The following is a 21,704-nucleotide window of genomic DNA, read 5'->3' as shown; positions in this document are numbered from 1 at the left end:
AATAGTATAGTAGTTTTTGACCATCAAACAATGACTAACCATAATAAGTTTTTAGGCAGCAACGTTAGTAAACACGTGCCTCAGACTACTATCAATAATAACTTTCAGACGGTATTTTAAATTATTTTTCAAAATAGTTAAAAAACTGTTTGACAGCCATGTGTAAATCTATATAATACACACCCACAGCAGCAGAGCTTAGTGACAAACTTAGAGCTCAGTTGATGTTGAATAAATTGCATAGCAATTGTTCGAAGGGTGATTAGCTCAGTTGGTAGAGCGTCTGCCTTACACGCAGAATGTCGGCGGTTCGAATCCGTCATCACCCACCACTATTTAGTATGGCGTTACTCTCAAGTAGTAAGCTAAGTGGTTAAATAAACTAAGTACGACCTAAGCAGCGGTAGTTCAGTTGGTTAGAATACCGGCCTGTCACGCCGGGGGTCGCGGGTTCGAGTCCCGTCCGCTGCGCCATATTTAAAACGAATTTAGACTTTCGAGTTTAAGCAAGTTTCGCCTCAAACATTAGATTGTTTGGGGTTTTTTTGTGTCTATTGATTCTGTCATACCCCTACTCATTTTCCTCTCATATTATTTATCCCAAACCACCCTACCAGCTACTTCAACACATCTCCTTCTTTACAAAAAATAAAGCTGACCATTTAGTCAGTTAATTTAATAAAATCATAAACTTAGGAAATATCAAATACTTAGAACGCTTGATAGACCATTATTCTGCGCCAGCTTATGGTTGTCAGTCATTATAAAACATGCTTAACTGTTTCAAAGTGTTAAGAATTATTACGAATAATATAGCCAACAGAGCATTTTTTATACTTTTGACAATACTTATATTTGTAGCATTTATCTTCATTGTTTTAGATTGCTATCAAAAATTGACCGCGCTTCATCCTTAGCAGCATTGACCCGATTTGACAGGAAGTTAAAACGCGTCTCTGTCATATACTCAGCCTGCTAGGATGACCCACTATATATAAAGGAATATTACTGTGCGTTATCACTTATTTGCAAACCTGCCACTGGCTAGCCAATTATGTAGCACCAATATTAAGAGAAAATTATTTTTCAGCAGCTCATTAACCACCGCTTTAGCCGCGCTCGTTGCCTTGGGGACGATGAGCAGCAGCCATGCAAAGGTACTTTTCACCGATACCAGTCTTTCTGTACTTTATGGTAATGACTATGAACTGGTAAAAGACGGAGAATTAACGACCATCACTTTGGAGCACGCATCTACCCACAGTTGGGGCGGTATATTTTTCTTCGTCGATCGTCATCAAGGCGCAAATGATATTGAAAACAATAGATTTAAAGAAACGTATGGCGAGTTTGCACCCAAGCTTAAGCTTACAACGTTCGATGATAGCTTTATCAAGCAGCTCAATCTAGCGGGTCAATATGAGTTTGGCTCGAACAGCAAAGGCTTTAGCCAAGACAACTATATGATAGGGCTAGGGGCAGATTTGAATGTCCCTATCGCAGGTATGAAGTACGCCTCAGCTTCCTTGTATCATGTCTTCAATGATAATACTGATGATGACCAGCAAATCACCTTAACTTACGGTTGGGAGAAAAACAATTTTGTGGTAGATGGTTATGTAGACTACTCTTTTAACAACGATGACTTAAAAAACCAACTACATATCAATCCACAAATAAAGTATAACTTACAACCTATATTAGGCATTGATAATCGCTTAGAAGTCGGTATGGAATATAGCTACTGGAAAAATAAGTATGGCAGTGATACAACTCAAAATGTGCCTAGCGCTCTAGTGAAGTTTCATTTTTAACCGTTTAACTGGTTTGACGAATAGTTCTAAAATAACGCTCAACTATTTCTTAATAAAACAAATAGCCCTCATGCAAACTTGACAGGTTGCATGAGGATTTTCATTTTATACTTGGTGGATTAACACTTAGAATTCCACTGATTCTCAAGCTGGATACGCATCCATACGGTTTGTAAGGCTGTTACGACGTATAATTATTGGCTATTCATATCCGCTAAATAATCATCTTTAACTGACTTCATCAATGGATATGTTTCAAACTTATTCAACATTTTCTTATTATAAAAGGGACAAAATATGGAATATAACCACATACCCAGACAGTCATTGGGCTTCTTCCCTACTCCATTGATAGTGCTCAGCAGATTGAGTAAAGCGCTTGATGGCCCTACTATTTTTATGAAACGAGATGACAACACGGGTCTGGCATTGGGTGGCAATAAAACCCGTAAGCTTGAATTTATCATGGGTGATGCCCTTGCTCAAGGTGCTGATAGCGTCATTACGGCAGGTGCCGCACAATCAAATCATTGTCGCCAAACTGCGGCGGCGGCAGCAAGCTTGGGACTTGATTGCTATTTAGTATTGGGCGGAGAAGAGCCCGAACAAACAAGTGGTAATCTTTTATTAGACAAAGTTTTTGGATCGCATATTTACTGGGCAGGTGCCAATCGCAAAGGAGAAGACATTCCTAAAATATTTGAGCAGTTAATAAAACAAGGTAGAAAACCATATGTCATACCCTATGGCGGCTCCAATGAGCTGGGTGCTTTAGCCTTTGTAGAAGCTTTTAAAGAGTTGGAATCGCAACGTGAAAGCATGGACGTATCATTTACTCATATCGTTTTTGCTTCTAGCTCTGGTGCAACACAAGCAGGCTTGATGCTTGGCAAAAAAATGCTTAACTCGCCCGCACAAATCGTAGGTATCAATATCGATAAAGGTGAAACAGACAAAGTGCCTTTTGATCAACATACCCTCGCGCTCGCCAATAGCACTGCCTCCCTCATCGGTGCCGATCATCAGTTTTCAGAGACCGATTTAATACTCAACTCTGATTATGTGGGCGAAGGTTATGGCGTGGTTGGTACATTAGAAAATGAAGCCATTGCGATGACGGCCCAAACAGAAGGCATACTTTTAGATCCTGTCTATACAGGTCGTGCGATGGGCGGACTCATAGATATGATTCGTTCTGGCAAAATCAAGAAAACCGATCGTGTCTTATTTTGGCATACTGGCGGGGCGCCTGCTTTATTTGCCTACTCAAATGACTTAGATATGATTAAAAAATAGATAAATCAGCTTATTGATTCATTAACTCGATCTGTATGTATTAACTGAAATCTTATGAGCGTTGATTCAGCCTGCTCACACTAGCGATCAACGCCACCATAATCACTCCAATAATAATTAGAATTCCAGACATCATGTGTGCTGCCTCGTAATTCAGCGCCTCTACTTGCTCGTATATCGCAATCGAGACCACTTTAGTCTCATCGGATATACTACCCCCGATCATCAAAACCACACCAAACTCACCAATAGTATGGGCAAAGCTGATTAAGCTGCCGAGCACAATACCGACACGCACTTGTGGTAGAGCGACTCTGAAAAACCGTTTAAAACGGCTTGGCTCCAATAAATGTGCCATTTCCATCACGCTTTGTGGAATACGTAAAAATTGGGCGTAAACAGGTTGAATATAAAACGGCAAGGAGTAAATAATAGAACCAATGACCAGACCCTCAAAGGTAAATATCAAGGGGCTGATATTATGTTCACTAAGCCATTTACCAATACCGACACTAGGGCTTAACAGTAATAACAGATAAAAACCGATGACGGTAGGGGGCAAAACCAATGGCATGGCAATGATACCCAGAAGCAAGACTTTAAGACGTGCCACCACTTTCCTGCGGCTGGGCTTAGCGAGCCAATAAGCCACAGGCGTTGCGAACAGTAATAGACAGATGGTAGTGACACTGGCAAGCTTGATACTTACCCAAAATGGGCTAAGCATGTCTGACATAAGAGACTGGTCTATCATAATGTCATTGCTCGTTGCCATTGGTTATGAGGATAAAGGGTATATTGTATCTAATGATATACGATTGAACAGACAAATATAATTGAAGCACTTATGAATAACCGGTTTATAAATAAATATTGTAGCGTTTATCATTCACAGTATCTGTCTTCTTGTGCCCATATTATTTATTAAAACATGACAAGATTATAGTCTGTTGCAAAATAATCATAGCGTAAAATAAAAAAGCACCCTAATAAGGTGCTTTTTTATTTTATTCACTAAGCTCATCATAGTAAATATTACGGTCAAAAATGATGGTTAAAAAATTTCTTTTAACACGGTAATATTAGAATCAATACGAGTCAAAAATAGTCCTATCAATCTGCTTCACCACGAGGCCAACGATGACGCACTACGCTGAGTGATAAAGCCGTCTGGAGTCTGACCATTGTCTGCTTGCCAGCGCTGGAACGCTAATCGAGTATTGGTGCCCACGATACCGTCAGCGCCCTTGGTATCGTAACCTGAGTTGGTCAAACGCTGCTGTAAATTTCGTACTTGCGCTGTAGATAATGGACGCTCATAACGCGGCCATGACTTCTGTAATCCGCCCTGACCAGCAAGCGCTTTACCCAATAAGCTGACACCTAGCGCATAGCTCGATGAGTTGTTATAAACCTTGATCACATCAAAGTTTGGGCTGAGTAGCAGCACTGGACCATCCTTGCCCGCTGGTAGCCATAGTTCCATTTCGGTATTGGCATCCAAATAGACATCAGCTATCGTATCCACACCCATCGCCGCCCATCTCGCGGCAGGCTGCTTACTACCAACCACGGAATAATCGAATGAGGCAGGAACAGTCGCTTCGTAAAATGGCGCTAGACCCCGAACCCAACCTGAATTGCTCAAATAATTAGCGGTGGACGCCAATGCGTCACTTGTTGACCATGGATTGCGGTGACCATTACCATCGCCATCCACTCCATGCTTCAGCCAAGTATCAGGAATAAACTGCGTTTGCCCCATGCCACCTGCCCAAGAGCCATCCAGCTGCGACCAAGACACATCACCGCGTTGCAATAGCGTCGCTAATGACAACAACTGAGTTTCGGCAAATTCTTGGCGGCGACCATCATAAGCCAGACTGGCAAGCGAGCTTGGTATACTGCTATTACCCGTCACCACGCCGTATGACGACTCCATACCCCAAATGGCAGCGATTATTTCTGCATTGACACCATATTGCGATTCTAATTGCGACAAAAATGCCCGTTGCTCGGCAAACTTACGCTTACCAGTACTCACACGCCCATCAGAGACGGCAGAATCAACATATTCCCATGGCATCTTAGAAAACTCTGGCTGTCCTGAGTCAAGGGAGATGACTTGTTGATTTAAATAAGCCGTATCAAGTAAACGACGCACCGTCGCTGCATCATGACCTGATGAAATCGCCCGCATAGAAAAATCCGACTTCCAATCAGAGAAGCTATTATAACTTGGCTTTGCCACTGGCTGCGGCTTAATGACGGGCTTCGGTGTTGGTTTCACCTGAATGGTTTGAGTTTGGGTAATCTGAACGTTGCCTTGACGCACGGGTTTGCTAGGTTTTTGCATCGCCTGTTGGCTGGTACACCCAACCATCACTAACGCAGGAAACAGGGCAAGATATTGTTTTTTTAACATCATAAAATTCTCAAGTATGAATAAGTAAAGCAACTCAAATAAACCGATTTAGTTAAGGTGGCTTTATTCAAGCACTCTGAATAAAGCCACTAAGCTCGCCAAATCAGTCACAACTTGGCATCACATTTAACGCCCCAGTACCGCACGTGGATCAATAGGATTACCATTTAAGCGCACTTGGAACTCTAAACCGACCTGATTGGTTTCGCCACTATTACCCATATTTGCAATGCGCTGGCCGCGCTGTACAGCATCGCCTTCTTTGACCAGTAGCTGACTATTATGCGCATAAGCAGTGATGTAATTATCACTATGACGAATCATAATAAGATTGCCATACTCTGGCAGACCATCGCCCGAGTACAGTACAGTGCCAGATTGGCTAGCAAGTACTGGATCACCGATATTACCGGCAAACCACATACCCATCGTGCCCACTGCCGCATCAAAGTTACGGGTCACTTGATTGCGACTTGGATATTCATAGCCTGACGTTGCGTTAGCCGTCACTTCGTATACAGGGCTTTGCGAGCTATTATTAGGCACGCTCGTTACAGGTGGTGTGTACGTTGGCTGTGTCGTTGTAGGCGCGTTATAACGACTGTTATTGGCTGGTGTACCTTGCCACAGCTTGAGCCATTGACCACTATAAATCGTATATTTACTGTCCAAACCATTCAGCGAACCGATTTGACGGTAACTGAGACGATAGCGCTCAGCAATCTGGCTGACCGTATCACCACGCTGTACACGATGGTAGTTAGGAACGCCTTGTGCATTGGTAATAATCTTAGGTCCCGCTTGGTTGGCTGATTGGTAAGTAGGCTTGGTTGCACAGCCCACCATCGTTAACGTTGCTGCTGTTAAAGTACCTATCAATGCCACTGTTACAAAGCGAGATCCAGCAATAAGCTTCTTCATACAAGATTTCCTATTCTTTATGTTACTCACAAACTCCTTGTGTTACTCACAAGCATTTTGCTAACTTTTATACCGTTTAGTATTCGGCAAATACCACCATTAATGATTCGATGATAAATCATTTTCTAAGGCATGTCCTCATTTTGAAAATGGTGATAAAAATGAGACAAATGGCAGCCAAATAAGAAAAATAGCGCAGATAATATCAGGATATTGACCAGCTGTTTGGCAAGATTTAGCCATGTTTAGCCCATTTAGTCGCTTTCGTTCAGATTGAGGACACGCCCTAATCTTTGGTAGCGCTGACTTATAGTACTAACGCCGACAGCGACTTAAGCGTGTCTGCTCGCGTATGGTGCAGGCGCACTGGTGATAGACTAATATAACCCGCCGCTACCGCCTGACCGTCCGTCATGCCTATTGTAGATGACTGAATATTTTCAGTTTCTGATGGCAACTCCCCTGGGCGTTTACGTAGCGACAACCAGTAAGCATCGCGCCCACGTGGATCAACCACATGGTGTACAGGACGTGCAATCTGACGGTGCTCTAACGCTGTTATTTTCCGACCTTTGATATCATCGGCACTATTCACATCAGGAATATTAACGTTTAATACATGATAGGGCAAATTTTTGCAAGCATCTAATATCGGTGTTTCTACCAATAACTTAACAATCTCAGCTGCCGCCATTTGATAATGACTGGCCTGCTCTTGCCCTTCTCCTTTGACGCCGCCGCCTACTAGGGAAGTCGCAATAGCGGGTATTCCAAAGAGCTGCGCGGTCAATGCAGCGCCAAAGGTACCCGAAAATAAAACGTCTTGACCAAGATTGGCGCCGGAATTAATGCCAGTAATCACGCAGTCAAAACGCGTATCACGATACAACTCATGTAACGCCAAATATACACAATCCGCTGGCGAACCATTTACCGCTATAAAACCAGAATCCAATTGATGAGTATATAATGGCGTCGAGAGGCTCAAGGCACTCGCGCAGCCACTTTGCTCACTGTTTGGCGCGACCACTACCACCTCTGCAATCGTAGACAGTGCTTGATATAGTGCCAACAGGCCTGGCGCATAAACCCCATCATCATTACTAATTAAAAACTTCATTTTTACTCAATATACTCATTAATGACCGTCTGTCCACTTATGAACTTTATCATCATAAAATTGCTATAATCAGACCCGCAAATGGAGGTTAGATTCTTTAACGATACTTTCGATGCTTGCATTCACATTGGCTTTTTCTGCATACACAATATGTGATAAATGGCAGTTGGATTTGCTATAAAATAAATAAAATCCAACACCACAATCCATATAAAGTGACACTATATTTATATGAGAAAATTGCTATAGCAAAGCGCTAATGCAACCATAATTGTGGGCGATTATACCCTAATAGTACGCTGACACGAACCCTGTCTTTGAGCAGAATCCACCTGATTTATGATTTCATCCCTACGATTTCGGCATCAATAACAGCAGAAATTCTTGGCGTGACGTTACAATAGGCAACAACGTACAACAATATAAACTTATACTTTCATGCTGACGTAACTTATGAGTCTATGCTACTGATATGTTGCTAAAAAAGAGCTTTGGCTCACAAGATATCCACACATAAATCAATATTTTATGTGACTTTTGTTTTTTTACCCATTAACATATCACCATTAAATAAAGATAAGCGAGTGTAATACTGAATGAAAAATCAATCGATATTATCTGTAGCTTCTGTGATAGCAAAGACGGCGTCGAAAGTTGGTCTTGCAGGACTGATAACGTCTGTTGCCATGCTATCTCAAGCATCCTTTGCGGCGAACAATCCCGCCACCACCATACCTCTAGATATGTCTGGCATCAATGTCACTAAACATGAAATTGCGGTCATGCAAGTACTATCAGAGATATGCCCACCGATGCTCAATGGCAAACAAAAACAGCGCTTTTATAAATCTTATACTGTGCAGCTTCACGAGTTGATGCCGTCTTTAGAAGATCCGAAAGCAGCGATCCAATATCTATCAACCCAGCAAGATTATCGCCAGATATTACAAGGCATTCGTAGTTGGACAATGGGTTTCTCCAAACAAGAAAATAAAGCTCTATGCGAAGATTTAGCGAATGCTGAATACTAGTAGCGGAACGTCATAAGTAAGCCTAATAATCACAACGTTATAATTGGCTTGCTTATCATATCCCCTATTGTATCGCCTACAATAAATAAGCCACAGCGTTGATTTTAGATTGATAAAGCCAGCTATAATCAATGATAATAAATCATGGCATTATCTATTTTAGAACGCTGAACATGAGCTATTTAGCGATAACTTATAAGCTTGTTCATCAAACTTATAAGGATAAAAAGCTTGCTGTAATCCTGTTGAAATCTACAGGTGATGCAGCAGGCTTTTTTATGACAGTCAAATTGTTTTATTCGGGACATTGTAGTAGTCCTAGAGCATGTCCTCATTTTGAAAAGGCTAATAAAAATGAGAGAAATTGCAGTTAAGCAAGGAAAATAGCACAGATAACGTCGGGATATTGACCAGCTTTTTGACACAGTTTGGCAAGACTTAGCCATCTTTAGCGCATTTAGTCGCTTTTGTTTAAATTAAGGACACTCCTAGTCTGAGCAAACGTTTGCTCCTAGTCACGCTTTCTTTTTAATCGGGTCTTTTTTTGTATTTATCGATTCCCCATCGGTTGGCATTTTGCTAAGATAAGGCGTTAATTTTATGTCTGTCGCTCAGCCATCACTACTCTTATTAATACATTGTTTTTAAACAGAATGTTTAAGACAGGCTACTTGAAAGAATGCATGAGGTTTAGTACGGGGCACAAGCGATAGATACATTTGGTTTCATGATGCGGTGTAACGATATATGACAGTAAAGCGTGTAAAAAATCAGCTGGTGCAGCTGGTAGTTGGTGTGAGTATCTCTATGAGTGCAGTGATGGCAAACGCAGCCATACAGCCGCCTGAGATGGATAATACCGCCTATGTATTGATGGACTATAATACTGGTGAGATTTTGGCGCAAAAAAACGCCAATGAGTCGCTACCGCCAGCGTCCTTGACGAAAATGATGACCAGCTACATCATTGAGCAGCGCTTAGCATCAGGTGACCTCAAAGAAGACGACCAAGTCATAATGAGTCCAAATGCATGGTGCCGTGGTAGTAGCAGCCAGTCTTGCATGTATGTGCCGGTAAATAAATCCGCTAGTGTTATTGACATGCTACGCGGTATTATCATTCAATCAGGTAACGATGCCTCAAAAGCCATGGCGGAACATATCGCTGGTAGTGAAGCCTCCTTTGCTATCTTGATGAATGAACAGGCAGAAAAGCTTGGCATGGAAAATACCCATTTCGTCAACTCTACTGGTATGCCTGACGAAGGACACGAGGCATCAGCACTAGATTTGGCTAAATTGTCACGTGCTATTATTAAAAATAGCGGCGACTATTACGGTATTTATTCAGAAAAAGAGTTTACCTATAACGGTATCACTCAAGGTAACCGTAATGCCCTGCTCGCAACTGACCCCACTGTTGATGGTCTAAAAACTGGCCACACTGATGCAGCAGGCTATTGCTTAGCGGCTTCAAGCAATCGTGACGGCATGCGTCTGATTTCTGTGATTATGGGAACCGACAGCCAACAAGCACGTGCCGATCAATCACGTGAGCTGCTTAATTGGGGCTTTGGCCACTTCACTACCGTCACCAAAGCCCCTGCTGGACAATTCGTCAGCAAAGTTCCGGTATGGTTCGGTGAAGCCGATGAAGTCGAGTTAGTTACTGCAGATAACCTGCAAATTCTGACCAGCAAAACACAAAAAAATAAAATCACGACTGTGGTCGATATTCCTGAGAGCTTAGAAGCACCCATCAAAAAAGGTCAAGAAATTGGCAAAATGATGGCCGTTATTGATGGTAAAGCCGTGGCTTCAGTGCCTATTATAGCCACCAGCGATATTGAACAGTCGGGCTTTATGAGCCGCACTTGGCAGCGTGTAGTACGTTGGGCACAAAATCTATTTTAAAAAATATCAGGAAAGTGCTATTTTTAAGAATATTGCTAATAAAAAAGACGCCTCAAAACGGGGCGTCTTTTTTATGTCCTCACTCACCACAGAAATTGTATTATTCCTATAAAACAGCGTCATGAGAAAACAGGTGTAAACACGGTATTTAGTAGACTAAGAAGGTTTGACACCGTTCACCATATTTTGCAGGTTAGAAGCAATCACACTTTTCGAAAATTCGATGATCAAAGCCATTTAAAATAAGTACAAGGCAATCGAGTACATTAAACGAGGTTAATACCCTAAACATGACAAATACTTTGATAACTATATTACTTCCATACCAACCAGCGCTTAAGCAAGTCGCTTAATGCTTTATCTTTATAAGTGGCACCATAACAGTAATCCACACCAGCCGCTTTTAAACCATGCTCAAAACTATCTAACTGCTTCGCTCGATGTGGTGGATACCAATATACCAGTAAAGCCCGATGCTCGCTTTCAAATTGTCGAATACGCTTGGCTAACGACGCAGCTTTACTTGGAAAAATATCTTCTGCAAACATCACCATATTCACCTTTCTTATACTCATCTCCTCTATAACCAATGCTTCATGCTGGCGATAGATGACCGTAGCGCCTAAACGCTCTAGCTCCTTCGCTAAAAATCCAACCTCATGATAATAATAGTAAATAACAGTCAATCCAGCCAATAAGTGCTGCTGCCGAGACTGATGTTTATTGGTCATCGATATAGTCAGCATAAACTGGGTTCCTAACCCTAACGTACTATCTACCTCTATAGTAGCACCCATCAACTGAGCCATTTGCTTGACGACTGGCAAACCAACACCTGAGCCTTCATATTGACGAGTTTGTGATGAATCCACTTGGAAAAACGGATTAAAAATATCATCAATATGGTTGCTATCGATACCAATACCCGTATCTTTCACGCTGATTTGCCAGCGATTACTTTTATCAAAATGGGTCAATTGCGACGTAATAGTCACCTGTCCCGCTGGGGTAAATTTAATCGCATTGTTCAGTAGTATCGATAATATTTGTTTTATTTTTTCCGCATCACCTTCAAGGCAGTAGTCTATATGATGAATGCGGCTAATTAACTCTAGCCTTTTCTGCTGAGCAATAGGCTCATATTCTGCCAACAGATCGGCGATCAACTGTAATGGGTTGAACGTAATACAATCAATATTCATCTGACCTTTTTGTATTTGATTCAATTGGATAATATGATCAAGCGACGACACCAGTTTGTCACTACCATCACTGATGATTTCGACCGCATCTTTTTGCTCTCTGTTGAGGGTATCGTAATCTAGCAGCTGCAAGCCGCCTACGATAGCATTTAGCGAGGTTTTTAGCTCATGGGTTATCATACTTTGAAAGTTATGCAGCTGCACATCAAGGGATATGTCTTTGTTATGCAATTGCTGCTCAAAAGCAGCCAGCGCTTCATAATCTTTTCTGACTTTCTGTAAACGATCAAACAAAGTAGTAAAAGTTTGCTTAATTTGCACCAGTTCCTGAAACTCAAAAAGCTGTGGAATCACTGGTAACTGCTCAAGTTCTGGGTTTTTCACAACGATGTAGCAGACTTCATTCAAAGCGTCAATATCTCTGATTGGCCATTGAAGTTTGCGCAGAATGTACAATACCCAAAGTACCGTCAGTATCGTAGTGATAAGCCATAATAGTAGATTGGCTCGAAACCAATTTAAACGCAAGGTGTTTAGATCTAAAGTTAGATTGATATAACCAACTAACGCGCTATTTTTATTAGCTTCACCAGACGTTGATAATCTATATTCGCCATCTGATGAAGTCGTAAACGATTGCTGACTGGCCTTTAATGTATCTAGCGCGCTATCATCATCGTCAGATGCGCTGGTGACTGGATAATTAAAACTGACCGTATCTGCAAATAAAGCATTTTTCCAATCGTCTCTAGATTGATTAACATTATCAATAGGTTGGGGGGTTGAATAAAATAAAATACTTCTAATGCTTGGTTCACTCTCTAACAAAAATCTCACTTGCTCAGCCACGATATCAGCACCATCGGCTGTCGATGCGCTGACAGTCAACAGGGTAGCCAGCTGCTGGATATGCTGACGCTTCTCTTTATAGTGGTGTAATAAACCATAAATAATAGACATTAAGAAGCCAGCCAACACAGCCAAAAGAATGGCTTGTAAGACAGAGCGCCAGATAAACGTAGGAATGGTTCGAGAGGGATGGTTGTTCATATCACTCAACTGAGTTAAGACAACTTTTGATTATAGTATAGGTATTTTATAGGAGTAGTAAAGGAAATATGACATATTAATAAAACTTAATAATGTATGAATATGTCATGATGACTAATATAGCCATCACGACAAAGCACATTACAGAGAAGCATGAAAGATAGACTAAAATAGTCTTTATTTGCTACAACAATAAAAAGACGATCATTATTTTGCTAAATTAACGCTTTTTATCTTTATTGGTAAATTTCTGCTTATCTTTGGTGGTAAATTTCTGTGCCCGATTACGCTCACGTTGGCGCAACTGTTGCGTCTTCGCTTTGGTTGGGGTATCGCTCTTGTTGGCATATGGGTTGTCATTTTGTTTAAGTACGACGTTGAGCGGCGTGCCTTCGAGCTTAAATACTTGGCGGAATTGGTTTTCAAGATAACGCTGATAGCTCTTAGGTAGCGCACTGGTTTGGTTGCCATGAATGACAATCACAGGCGGATTATGACCACCGATGTGAGCAAAGCGCAGTTTAATACGGCGACCAGCAACCGTTGGTGGTGGATTGGCTGTCACCGCATCTTGTAGAATCTGAGTCAAACGATTGGTTGACACTTCAAACATCGAAGACTTATAAGCACGTAAGATAGATGGGTATAGATTACCCACACCAGTACCATGTAATGCTGAGATTAGATGTACTTTCACATAAGGGATAAAGTTAAAGCGGCGATCCATCTCGATCTTGATATAATTTTTCTGATCAGCAGTCAAACCATCCCACTTATTAATCGCAACAACCAGAGCACGACCCGCATCGAGCGCATAACCAATCATATGTAAATCTTGATCAACGATACCTTCATGTGCATCAATAACAATAACGGTTACGTTAGAATCTTCGATTGCTTGCAAGGTTTTAATAACAGAGAATTTTTCTACTTTTTCGTCAATTCTGCCGCGGCGACGCACACCAGCAGTATCGATCAAGACGTAGTCTTTACCTTCGCGTGTATAAGGAATATAAATACTGTCACGCGTGGTACCGGGCATATCAAAAACCACTACTCGGTCTTCACCCAATAAACGATTGACTAGCGTTGATTTACCGACGTTTGGACGACCGATAATCGCCAGCTTGAGACCTTTTGGCTCTACGATATTCTCTTGCTCAGGCATATCAGCAGTCAATATTTCAAGCAAGTTACCGACACCGCGACCATGACTGGCCGCCATCGGATATGGCTCACCCAATCCTAATGCATAAAACTCGGCAGGCGCAGCGTCGTGAGCACCATCGACTTTATTGGCAACGACATAGACTGGTTTACCAAGCGTATGTAAAAACTTACCAATCTCAGCATCTGCACCAATCATACCAGCACGAGCGTCAACGACAAATACAATGATATCTGCTTCATGAATTGCCGTATGCGACTGCTCAGACATATAGTCATCAATATTGCCGCTACCATCATCCGCTTCACCAATACCACCAGTGTCTACAACGATAAAAGATTTGTCTTCATAGGTCGCATCACCGTATTGACGGTCACGAGTCAGTCCTGACAAATCAGCAACCAATGCCTGCCGACTTTTTGTGAACTGATTAAATAAGGTAGATTTACCGACGTTTGGACGACCAATTAAGGCGACCACAGGCTTGATACTCATGGGTTACTCTCAGTGAAATGCACGATGGCGGGCAGTACAGTTATTCTTATAACCAGTGATATAACAGTAGTCGTGAATAGGCTGCTCTTGACCGCAAATTAAAATGAATGATAAAAAAATAATCGACAGCTATTTTACACTTAGCAAGTGGTACATAGGACGACTAAATTATAGATAAATAATATATATATGGATAACACCTACGGCGCATCGGTCGCATAGAGTACGCGAAAGCCTGTGTTTAAACAAGCGATTTACACAAGGCACTAAACGCTGACGAAGCAGCGTTTGTGTTCTCTAAAATTACAATCAACCAGTTGGCTTACAGTTGACTTAACGATAGTATCAAAACACACTATCTGAGTAACTGTTAACCGATAAAAAGCTTAGCGGGCTAACTGCCAAATAGCAACTTGTCCTGACGTGCTTTGGGTCATTAAGCGGCTGCCTTGTACCTGCAAGCTACTCAAAGCGCCCTTGGTTTGTACACGGCTAACGATTTTACCGCTAGCTGGATCAAATAAGTGTACCACGCCGTCAAAATCACCCACAGCAATATAATTGCCAATCATCACAGGATTGGTTAAATGACGATAAGCCAGCTCTTCACTTTCCCAAAGAACCTCACCAGTACTGCGATTATAGGCAACCACTTTACCCTCTAAACTGGTAGCAATGACTTGCTGGTTATTTACAGCAAGTGATTTTAAGCTGGCAAGGTCGTTGACAAACATGACTTGGCGCGAAGCCAAATCAATACCGAGCAACTGACCACTATAACTGATGGCAAATAACTGGTTATTATCGACGATTGGCGTACCATCGACATCACTCATGCGCTCAACTTCGCTACTGCCAGTACCAACGCCAACACGTCTTGACCACTGCGGTAAACCACTATCAGTCGTTACCGCATGTAAGCGACCATCGGCAGTCGCTAGTAAGGCTGTCTTACTGTCTAACAATGTTGGCGCCGCACTACCGCGCACACTGATGGCTGGTACTTGCGTGGCAAACTGCCAGACAGACTGACCTGTCTGTAGTGACAAGCCATGTAAAAAGCCATCGTTCGCTGATAGAATGACACGGTTATTAGTAATTAAAGCGGGTGTCAATACTGATCCTGATAGCTGCTGCTGCCAGCGTTTTGCACCAGTCACACTATCAAATGCCATCACTTGACCGCCGCGTGTGCTAATAATCGCTGTCTGGCTCAAGGCATCTAAAGTGACGCCACCCGTGATTTGATCGCCAACGTTGATCGACCATAAACGTTCGCCTGCACTGTTAAAGCCGGTCAAATCCCCACCGCGCGATGCAGTGACGATTTGTCCATTGACATAACCTACTTGTAAATCTAATGGATCTTTTTTACTGGCTTTTTTGTTGCCAATATCTGTGCTAAACACAGGTTGCAAAACACTAATAGGCTCAGCAATCTGTACCAGCTTGACTGGGTCGTTGACGACGGGTTTAATACCGCGATTACACCCAATCACCGCAGTACTCATTACTGCCAGTACTGCCACATGCATCACCGTCGATTTGATGGTTTTAGCTTTTGATATATTGCTAGAGCGAATAGATTGAGTCATTATGAGTTCTCACTACAAATAAATTATTATTAATTAGTAAATTGGTTATCAGTAAATGTAAGATCGGCGATTAGTACTAACCAAACACATTCAATGAGTGCTGGCTGTCCATGCGACGCGATTGTTTTACTGTACCACTTAACTTATAGAACGGTTATAGATACGCGCTATTGACTAGCAATTATCAGGCATTAGGTAGAACGCAAACGCTATTATTGGTTAACAGCGCTTGTCAGCAATTATTGCGCAACCTCAGCGGCAGCATTTTCTTCCACTAAGGGCTGTGCAGGACTACTTGACTCTTGAATCAGACTGACTGGTTCGTCTATAGGCTCAGGTACGATGCCCAGACTCTCCATCTTTAATGCCAATACTGCACGCGTTTCTTGACGGTTGCGTAACAGCTCCCAAGCATTATTGTACGACTGGATCGCTGAGTCTTTATTACCTTGTGCTAAATAAATATCCCCTAACAATTCTTGTTGGCTGGCTTCAAAGGAGCTTGGCATATCATTGTTTGCTTCTGCTAATGCAGCATCCGCATCACCTGCCGCTAGTAACGTTGTCGCATAGCGCAAACGAGTAATTGCTTGTAAACCTGCATCACCTAAATCAATAGCCAATGCTTTTTTGAGGGTTTCACTTGCCTCGGTAAATTCATTATTATCAACTTGCTGACGCGCTTTAATCATCAGTGCCTGCCAAGCGTAAACCGACTCACCATGCTTGCTGACTAGCGCATCAATATCTTTGTTTAACTGGGTACGGCTTTGTGCAAGTGCTGCCTGTGCCTCCGCTTCTAAATCGGGGTTTTGTGAGGCCAAACTGACTTCTTCATTCAATCGCTGAATGTCTGCATAATGATCTGCTGCAACGGTGTCTACGCGCGCATGGTTGTCCTGCCAATATGTCCAACCGAAATAAGCGGCCAGTGCCAACAAAATCGCAGTGACAATATAGCTGCCATACTGCTTTAACGCTTGCATTGAATTGTCTGCATTCGGCGAATTGGGTGTCAGAGCCATATGTGTTTACCTAATAAAATTGTTATGAAATTGCTAATGCTAAAACCGCAATCGATTACTGACGAACAAAATTTTCTTTGCTCGACAGCCAATCTGTCGCAACCGTCTGTTGTTCGCCCGTCTGCATGTCTTTAACGCTAAGGGTGTTATCATCCAGCTCTTGCTGTGCAATAATAACAGTCAATGCAGCACCTGACTTATCGGCTTTCTTCATTTGCGCTTTTAAGCTCGTCGCACTCGCCATTTTCACCCGAATATCTGGGCGACTATAGCGTAGGCGCTGAGCATAGCCAATACCAACACTATAAACTTCTGGATGCGCAACCACAAAGACATCACAAGCTGGAACATCAGCAATCGGCGCAACCGCTTCCATTAACAATAACAAACGCTCAAGCCCCATGGCAAAACCAACAGCCGGCTCAGATTTTACTGGCTTATTGCCATCAGTACCGATAGATTTTAATTGCCCAATCAGACCATCATAACGGCCGCCGGCACAAACAGTCGCTTGGCTGCCAAGTTTGTCGGTCACCCACTCAAAAACCGTTTTGTTATAATAATCAAGACCGCGTACTAGGTGAGGATTGATCTCGAAATCGATACCAAGCTCAGTCAGATACGTTTGCACTTGTTCAAAGTGCGCTATACTCTCTTCACCTAAAAAGTCAGCCAACTTCGGCGCATCTACCAACACGGCTTGTGTACTTGCTTCTTTACTGTCTAAAATACGTAGCGGATTGGTGGTCAAGCGACGCTTACTGTCTTCATCCAGCTGATCTTTTTTATCGGTTAAATAAGTAACCAATGCTGCGCGATAAGCATAACGCTCATCTAGCTCGCCTAAACTATTCAGTTGCAAGCGCATCTCATCTTTTAGACCCAACTCCTGCCACATCAAATGGGTCATAGCAATCAGCTCAGCATCAGCATCTGGTAGCGCACTACCAAAGCTCTCAACACCCAATTGGTGAAACTGACGATAACGGCCTTTTTGCGGACGCTCATAGCGAAACATCGGACCGATATACCATAACTTAGGCGTATCACCGCGCAGCAAGTTGTGCTCAATCACAGCACGTACCGCCCCTGCCGTACCTTCAGGGCGCAGAGCCAATGGCGTTGGCGGCTCAGACTTATCGGTAAAGCTATACATCTCTTTTTCGACAATATCAGTCGCACCGCCAATGGCACGCGCAAACAAATCGGTTTGCTCAACGATTGGTAAGCGAATATGCTCAAAGCCATATCTGCCAAGCACTTCAGCCAATATCGCTTCTAAATGCAGCCATTTTGCGGACTGGTCAGGCAAAATATCATTAAACCCTTTGATAGCTTTAATCATGGTACGGTCGTATCCTTAAAAATTTTAACAAATGTCTCTTTTATTTTTTGCTCATAATAGTGTTTTATTTTACGCGGATAATCTCATTCTCGCGTTTTTTAGCCAAATCTTCGGCATGTGCACGTACCATGCCTTCTATTTCATCGACCAAGTTATTGGTATCAATAAGATGACTTTTTTCACCCATACGATATACCAATGATTTTGGTGCGGCACCAACAATGCCAATATCAGCCTCTTTTGCTTCACCTGGACCATTTACTTTACAGCCAATTACAGACAGGTTCATCGGTTCACGAATGTCTTCTAAGCGCGATTCTAAAGCAGTCATGACTCGAATCACATCAAATTCTTGGCGCGAGCAGCTTGGGCAAGCAATAAAGTTGACACCATTAGAACGTATATTCAGCGATTTTAAAATATCAAAGCCGATTTTAATTTCTTCTTCAGGCTCTGCGGCCAGTGAAATACGAATGGTATCACCGATGCCGTCTAATAATAAACCGCCAAGTGCAATCGCGGATTTGACTGCACCCGTACGATAAACACCTGCCTCGGTGACGCCTAAATGCAGCGGATTATCAATCTGGGCAGAAATCAGGCGATATGCATCCAAGGTCAAAAATACATTACTGGCTTTAACCGATACTTTATATTGGTCAAAATTTAGACGCTCTAATATATCGATATGGCGCATGGCTGACTCAAGCATCGCCTCGCCAGTTGGCTCAGTATATTTGCGCTGAATGTCTTTTTCTAGCGAGCCTGCATTGACACCAATACGAATAGGGATGTTGTAATATTTGGCACAGGCGACCACTTCACGTACTTTGGCATCGCTACCGATGTTACCTGGGTTAATACGCAGACAGTCAGCCCCTGCTTCGGCAACTGCTAACGCAATCTTGTGGTCGAAATGTACATCAGCTATCAAGGGGACACTGACTCGTTTACGAATTTCACCAAAAGCTTTGACCGTATCCATCGTTGGCGTCGACACCCGCATCAAATCCGCACCAGCTTCAACACAGCGTTCGATTTGGGCGACAGTTGCTGCCACATCGCAAGTATCTGTATTGGTCATACTCTGCACACTAATCGGCGCATCACCACCAATCGCGACATCACCGACATATATTTTTTTGGTAAGACGACGGTTAATAGGCGCTGACGTTGACATAGACAAACCCTTCAGTTGGAGCGAAAAAACGCAGAAAAAACACACTTATAATAGCTTGCAGATAGCAACTTTCAAAAATAAATCTTGTACAGCAGTTGAGAAGACTAGCATTCAAAATTATCCGCTTTAAAAATTAAGGCGCTAACTCAAAATTGGCTTGCTTATCCGTTGCATAAGTATTTAGAGCAACCGCTTCTTGATTGAGCATTAAGCTGACATTATCGACATTATCAATTTGCACATTAAACGGCGGCGTACCTGACAGTTTATAATCTCCAGATGTTTGAGAGCCAGTCATTAGACTGCTACCAGAGGCATCAGTGATACTCACGACGGCGGTATCCGTCAGTTTGACATCTAAAGACGCTGGACTTGCATCGCCGCCTAAGTTTAGAGCAGAGCCAGAGGCACCGACGCCTAGCTCATCGGTATTGATTGCCGCACCTTGCGCTTGCTCTATCGCTGAGACGTCTTCGACCGTCGATACTGGCTGCTCGGTATTCTCTTTACTTGCGTTACTCACCATGCGAAATAAGAAAATCGCTAAAATAATGACACCAATGACGGCGATGATCAGTAGTGGGTTAAAACGAATACGATTATGCGTATCACGTTGCAACGTGCCCATTGGGCGCAGTGGTGTATCCGTGTTGTTGACTGACTTGGCTTTTAGCTCGGTAGGATAAGCAGCATCAAAGCTAGTCGCTATCTTTACAGGATCCAAACCCAAAAACTTAGCATAATTGATTGCAAATCCACGGGCAAAAGCAGCTTGCGGCATCTCCGAAAAATTTTCACTTTCAAGCGCTTGCAAATGTCGCTTTAGAATAAATAACTCGGCGGCTACCTCCTCTAAGCTGACTTGCTTATTTTTACGGGCTTGCTGCAACATGGCACCAAATGATCCCTGAGCGTTAGATTGAGTGTTTGATGATGGGGTGGTCATTTCCATGGTGCCTCTGGATTATTAAGCCAAGTCTTAAGTTGTTTTGCTTCATCACTTAAAGGATAAGCGGATAAAAGCTGCTGTGCCAATTGCTGGCGCGTCGTTATGTTATTTTGTGCAGCGGCCAATTTGATGCCTTGTAGTAGCAAGCGCGGGCTAATACCCTGCCCTTGTACCAGTATCAAGGTTTCATCATAAAGCCGTTGAGCCTGTGGAACACGTTGCTGCTCAAGCAATAAATCGACCAACTCGATATGGGCAATAATACTATTGCGATTGCCATCAAGTGCTCGTAAAAATGCTTTGGCAGCAGCACTACTATCACCTAGCTGTAAGTAAGTACGCCCTAGATTCTCTAGCGCACCAATACGGCCCTCGTAACCTAATGCTGAACCTGCAATCTCAAACTGCTCTGCCGCCTCACGATAGCGCTTCATTTGTGACAAATAAACGCCGTAGTTATTGTGGGCTTGCTCAAAATCTTTATCAAGCGTGATCGCTTTTTTAAAATACTGATCGGCTTTTTCAAGATTGAGACGACTGCCCTCTTGCTGCAGCAAAACGCCCATCATATCATAGGCTGGCGCGTAACGGCTATCGGCAGCAAAGGCTTTTTCGAGTTGGCGCTGAGCGGTATCAAGCTCATTTTTGCGGATATATTGCGCGGCAAGTGAAGTGCGCACGCGAGCAATTTCTTGTTGATCTAAGTTACGATTGTCATTGGGTCGCGTGGACGTTTGATAAGGCGTGATGCTTGTCAAATCATTGGTCGGCGTGCTTTGGCAACCAGTGAGCAGTAACACTGCCAATGCCGTTGCTAACACCATACCCTTCGACGTCACCATTGGGACAATAGCCACTTGTTCGGTCGCCGTACTCAATCGCTTATAAGTCTGAGAAGATACTTTTTGATAATTGAACTGACAAGAATTTCTAGAAGTCATCATAGCCGCCATCATAAAACTGTGATTCAATGCGTTCGATCCTCGAGGCATCAGTTTAATAGATTTAGCCCGCATAAGTACAATTTAGTTGTTATTAATTGCTGTGCACATCCAAACTAATCGTTATTGCTACATTTTTATTACCATTGCGACAGATAAAAGACAAATAAGCTGCTACATCAGAAATGTCTATTCACTATTTACATGACAGCCATACTAAGGCGTGTCCTCAA

At 42.7% G+C, this 21,704-nt stretch carries 16 protein-coding genes and 2 tRNA genes; 6 read left to right on the top strand and 12 right to left on the bottom strand.

Annotated elements, in window-relative coordinates; all coding sequences use genetic code 11:
• Window positions 1-256 precede the first annotated feature (256 nt).
• The 4 genes from JMX93_RS09135 (at window position 257) to JMX93_RS09120 (ending at window position 3,110) form a co-directional block, all read left to right on the top strand.
• A tRNA-Val gene (locus JMX93_RS09135) sits at window positions 257-332 on the top strand.
• A gap of 65 nt (window positions 333-397) precedes the next feature.
• Window positions 398-474 (top strand) — tRNA-Asp (locus tag JMX93_RS09130).
• Window positions 475-1,010: 536 nt separating this feature from the next.
• Window positions 1,011-1,814, top strand: a complete 804-nt coding sequence (locus tag JMX93_RS09125) for a DUF5020 family protein (RefSeq protein WP_499204506.1) — start codon at window positions 1,011-1,013, stop codon at window positions 1,812-1,814.
• A 297-nt stretch (window positions 1,815-2,111) separates the two neighbouring features.
• Window positions 2,112-3,110 carry a D-cysteine desulfhydrase family protein gene (locus JMX93_RS09120; RefSeq protein WP_499204505.1) on the top strand — a complete coding sequence of 333 codons (999 nt, stop codon included), beginning with the start codon at window positions 2,112-2,114 and terminating at the stop codon, window positions 3,108-3,110.
• Window positions 3,111-3,162: 52 nt separating this feature from the next.
• On the opposite strand, the gene modB is transcribed toward JMX93_RS09120, so the two are convergent.
• The 4 genes from modB to surE form a co-directional block, all read right to left on the bottom strand.
• Window positions 3,163-3,864 carry a molybdate ABC transporter permease subunit gene (gene modB / locus JMX93_RS09115; protein WP_499204504.1) on the bottom strand — a complete coding sequence of 234 codons (702 nt, stop codon included), beginning with the start codon at window positions 3,862-3,864 and terminating at the stop codon, window positions 3,163-3,165.
• Between the two features lie 369 nt (window positions 3,865-4,233).
• Window positions 4,234-5,538: a lytic murein transglycosylase gene (locus JMX93_RS09110; RefSeq protein WP_443556866.1), complete on the bottom strand. Its 1,305-nt coding sequence runs from the start codon at window positions 5,536-5,538 to the stop codon at window positions 4,234-4,236.
• Window positions 5,539-5,661: 123 nt separating this feature from the next.
• Entirely contained in the window at window positions 5,662-6,456 is a 795-nt protein-coding gene (locus JMX93_RS09105) for a peptidoglycan DD-metalloendopeptidase family protein (protein WP_499204503.1), read from the bottom strand.
• Window positions 6,457-6,763: 307 nt separating this feature from the next.
• Window positions 6,764-7,576: a 5'/3'-nucleotidase SurE gene (surE, locus tag JMX93_RS09100; protein WP_499204502.1), complete on the bottom strand. Its 813-nt coding sequence runs from the start codon at window positions 7,574-7,576 to the stop codon at window positions 6,764-6,766.
• Between the two features lie 596 nt (window positions 7,577-8,172).
• Between surE and JMX93_RS09095 the strand changes: the two genes are divergently transcribed.
• Together JMX93_RS09095 and JMX93_RS09090 are read left to right on the top strand one after the other, a co-directional pair.
• Entirely contained in the window at window positions 8,173-8,607 is a 435-nt protein-coding gene (locus JMX93_RS09095) for an MCR_0457 family protein (RefSeq protein WP_193011652.1), read from the top strand.
• Window positions 8,608-9,354: 747 nt separating this feature from the next.
• On the top strand, window positions 9,355-10,521 hold the full coding sequence (locus tag JMX93_RS09090) for a D-alanyl-D-alanine carboxypeptidase family protein (RefSeq protein WP_198332937.1): 1,167 nt from the start codon (window positions 9,355-9,357) through the stop codon (window positions 10,519-10,521).
• Between the two features lie 314 nt (window positions 10,522-10,835).
• On the opposite strand, the gene JMX93_RS09085 is transcribed toward JMX93_RS09090, so the two are convergent.
• From JMX93_RS09085 to pilW, 8 genes are all read right to left on the bottom strand, one after another.
• A complete protein-coding gene (locus JMX93_RS09085) occupies window positions 10,836-12,773 on the bottom strand; it encodes a sensor histidine kinase (RefSeq protein WP_499204501.1) in 1,938 nt (645 codons plus the stop codon).
• 220 nt (window positions 12,774-12,993) lie between these two features.
• Window positions 12,994-14,436 carry a ribosome biogenesis GTPase Der gene (gene der, locus JMX93_RS09080; protein ID WP_193011649.1) on the bottom strand — a complete coding sequence of 481 codons (1,443 nt, stop codon included), beginning with the start codon at window positions 14,434-14,436 and terminating at the stop codon, window positions 12,994-12,996.
• Between the two features lie 386 nt (window positions 14,437-14,822).
• Window positions 14,823-16,031, bottom strand: coding sequence for an outer membrane protein assembly factor BamB (bamB, locus tag JMX93_RS09075; protein ID WP_499204500.1), 1,209 nt, complete (start codon window positions 16,029-16,031; stop codon window positions 14,823-14,825).
• Between the two features lie 239 nt (window positions 16,032-16,270).
• On the bottom strand, window positions 16,271-17,056 hold the full coding sequence (locus JMX93_RS09070; protein WP_198332940.1) for a YfgM family protein: 786 nt from the start codon (window positions 17,054-17,056) through the stop codon (window positions 16,271-16,273).
• 55 nt (window positions 17,057-17,111) lie between these two features.
• On the bottom strand, window positions 17,112-18,401 hold the full coding sequence (gene hisS, locus JMX93_RS09065; RefSeq protein ID WP_499204499.1) for a histidine--tRNA ligase: 1,290 nt from the start codon (window positions 18,399-18,401) through the stop codon (window positions 17,112-17,114).
• A gap of 64 nt (window positions 18,402-18,465) precedes the next feature.
• Window positions 18,466-19,581, bottom strand: a complete 1,116-nt coding sequence (ispG, locus tag JMX93_RS09060) for a flavodoxin-dependent (E)-4-hydroxy-3-methylbut-2-enyl-diphosphate synthase (RefSeq protein ID WP_193011883.1) — start codon at window positions 19,579-19,581, stop codon at window positions 18,466-18,468.
• A gap of 133 nt (window positions 19,582-19,714) precedes the next feature.
• Complete coding sequence (locus tag JMX93_RS09055) at window positions 19,715-20,527, bottom strand: helix-turn-helix domain-containing protein (RefSeq protein WP_193011881.1); 813 nt, start codon at window positions 20,525-20,527, stop codon at window positions 19,715-19,717.
• Entirely contained in the window at window positions 20,524-21,474 is a 951-nt protein-coding gene (gene pilW, locus JMX93_RS09050; protein ID WP_496191478.1) for a type IV pilus biogenesis/stability protein PilW, read from the bottom strand. Before pilW ends, JMX93_RS09055 begins: the two co-directional genes overlap by 4 nt.
• Window positions 21,475-21,704 lie beyond the last annotated feature (230 nt).

The organism is Psychrobacter muriicola 2pS, from assembly GCF_904846535.1.
Taxonomy (GTDB): domain Bacteria; phylum Pseudomonadota; class Gammaproteobacteria; order Pseudomonadales; family Moraxellaceae; genus Psychrobacter; species Psychrobacter aquimaris.
The sequence above is the reverse complement of the archived record's forward strand: the minus strand, read 5'-3'. Positions and strand labels throughout refer to the sequence as shown.

Coding starts and splice junctions, on each gene's coding strand:
- JMX93_RS09120 (WP_499204505.1), top strand. CDS start 2,112: ATGGAATATAACCACATACCCAGACAGTCATTGGGCTTCTTCCCTACT.
- modB (WP_499204504.1), bottom strand. CDS start 3,864: ATGATAGACCAGTCTCTTATGTCAGACATGCTTAGCCCATTTTGGGTA.
- JMX93_RS09110 (WP_443556866.1), bottom strand. CDS start 5,538: ATGATGTTAAAAAAACAATATCTTGCCCTGTTTCCTGCGTTAGTGATG.
- JMX93_RS09105 (WP_499204503.1), bottom strand. CDS start 6,456: ATGAAGAAGCTTATTGCTGGATCTCGCTTTGTAACAGTGGCATTGATA.
- surE (WP_499204502.1), bottom strand. CDS start 7,576: ATGAAGTTTTTAATTAGTAATGATGATGGGGTTTATGCGCCAGGCCTG.
- JMX93_RS09095 (WP_193011652.1), top strand. CDS start 8,173: ATGAAAAATCAATCGATATTATCTGTAGCTTCTGTGATAGCAAAGACG.
- JMX93_RS09090 (WP_198332937.1), top strand. CDS start 9,355: ATGACAGTAAAGCGTGTAAAAAATCAGCTGGTGCAGCTGGTAGTTGGT.
- JMX93_RS09085 (WP_499204501.1), bottom strand. CDS start 12,773: ATGAACAACCATCCCTCTCGAACCATTCCTACGTTTATCTGGCGCTCT.
- der (WP_193011649.1), bottom strand. CDS start 14,436: ATGAGTATCAAGCCTGTGGTCGCCTTAATTGGTCGTCCAAACGTCGGT.
- bamB (WP_499204500.1), bottom strand. CDS start 16,031: ATGACTCAATCTATTCGCTCTAGCAATATATCAAAAGCTAAAACCATC.
- JMX93_RS09070 (WP_198332940.1), bottom strand. CDS start 17,056: ATGGCTCTGACACCCAATTCGCCGAATGCAGACAATTCAATGCAAGCG.
- hisS (WP_499204499.1), bottom strand. CDS start 18,401: ATGATTAAAGCTATCAAAGGGTTTAATGATATTTTGCCTGACCAGTCC.
- ispG (WP_193011883.1), bottom strand. CDS start 19,581: ATGTCAACGTCAGCGCCTATTAACCGTCGTCTTACCAAAAAAATATAT.
- JMX93_RS09055 (WP_193011881.1), bottom strand. CDS start 20,527: ATGACCACCCCATCATCAAACACTCAATCTAACGCTCAGGGATCATTT.
- pilW (WP_496191478.1), bottom strand. CDS start 21,474: ATGATGACTTCTAGAAATTCTTGTCAGTTCAATTATCAAAAAGTATCT.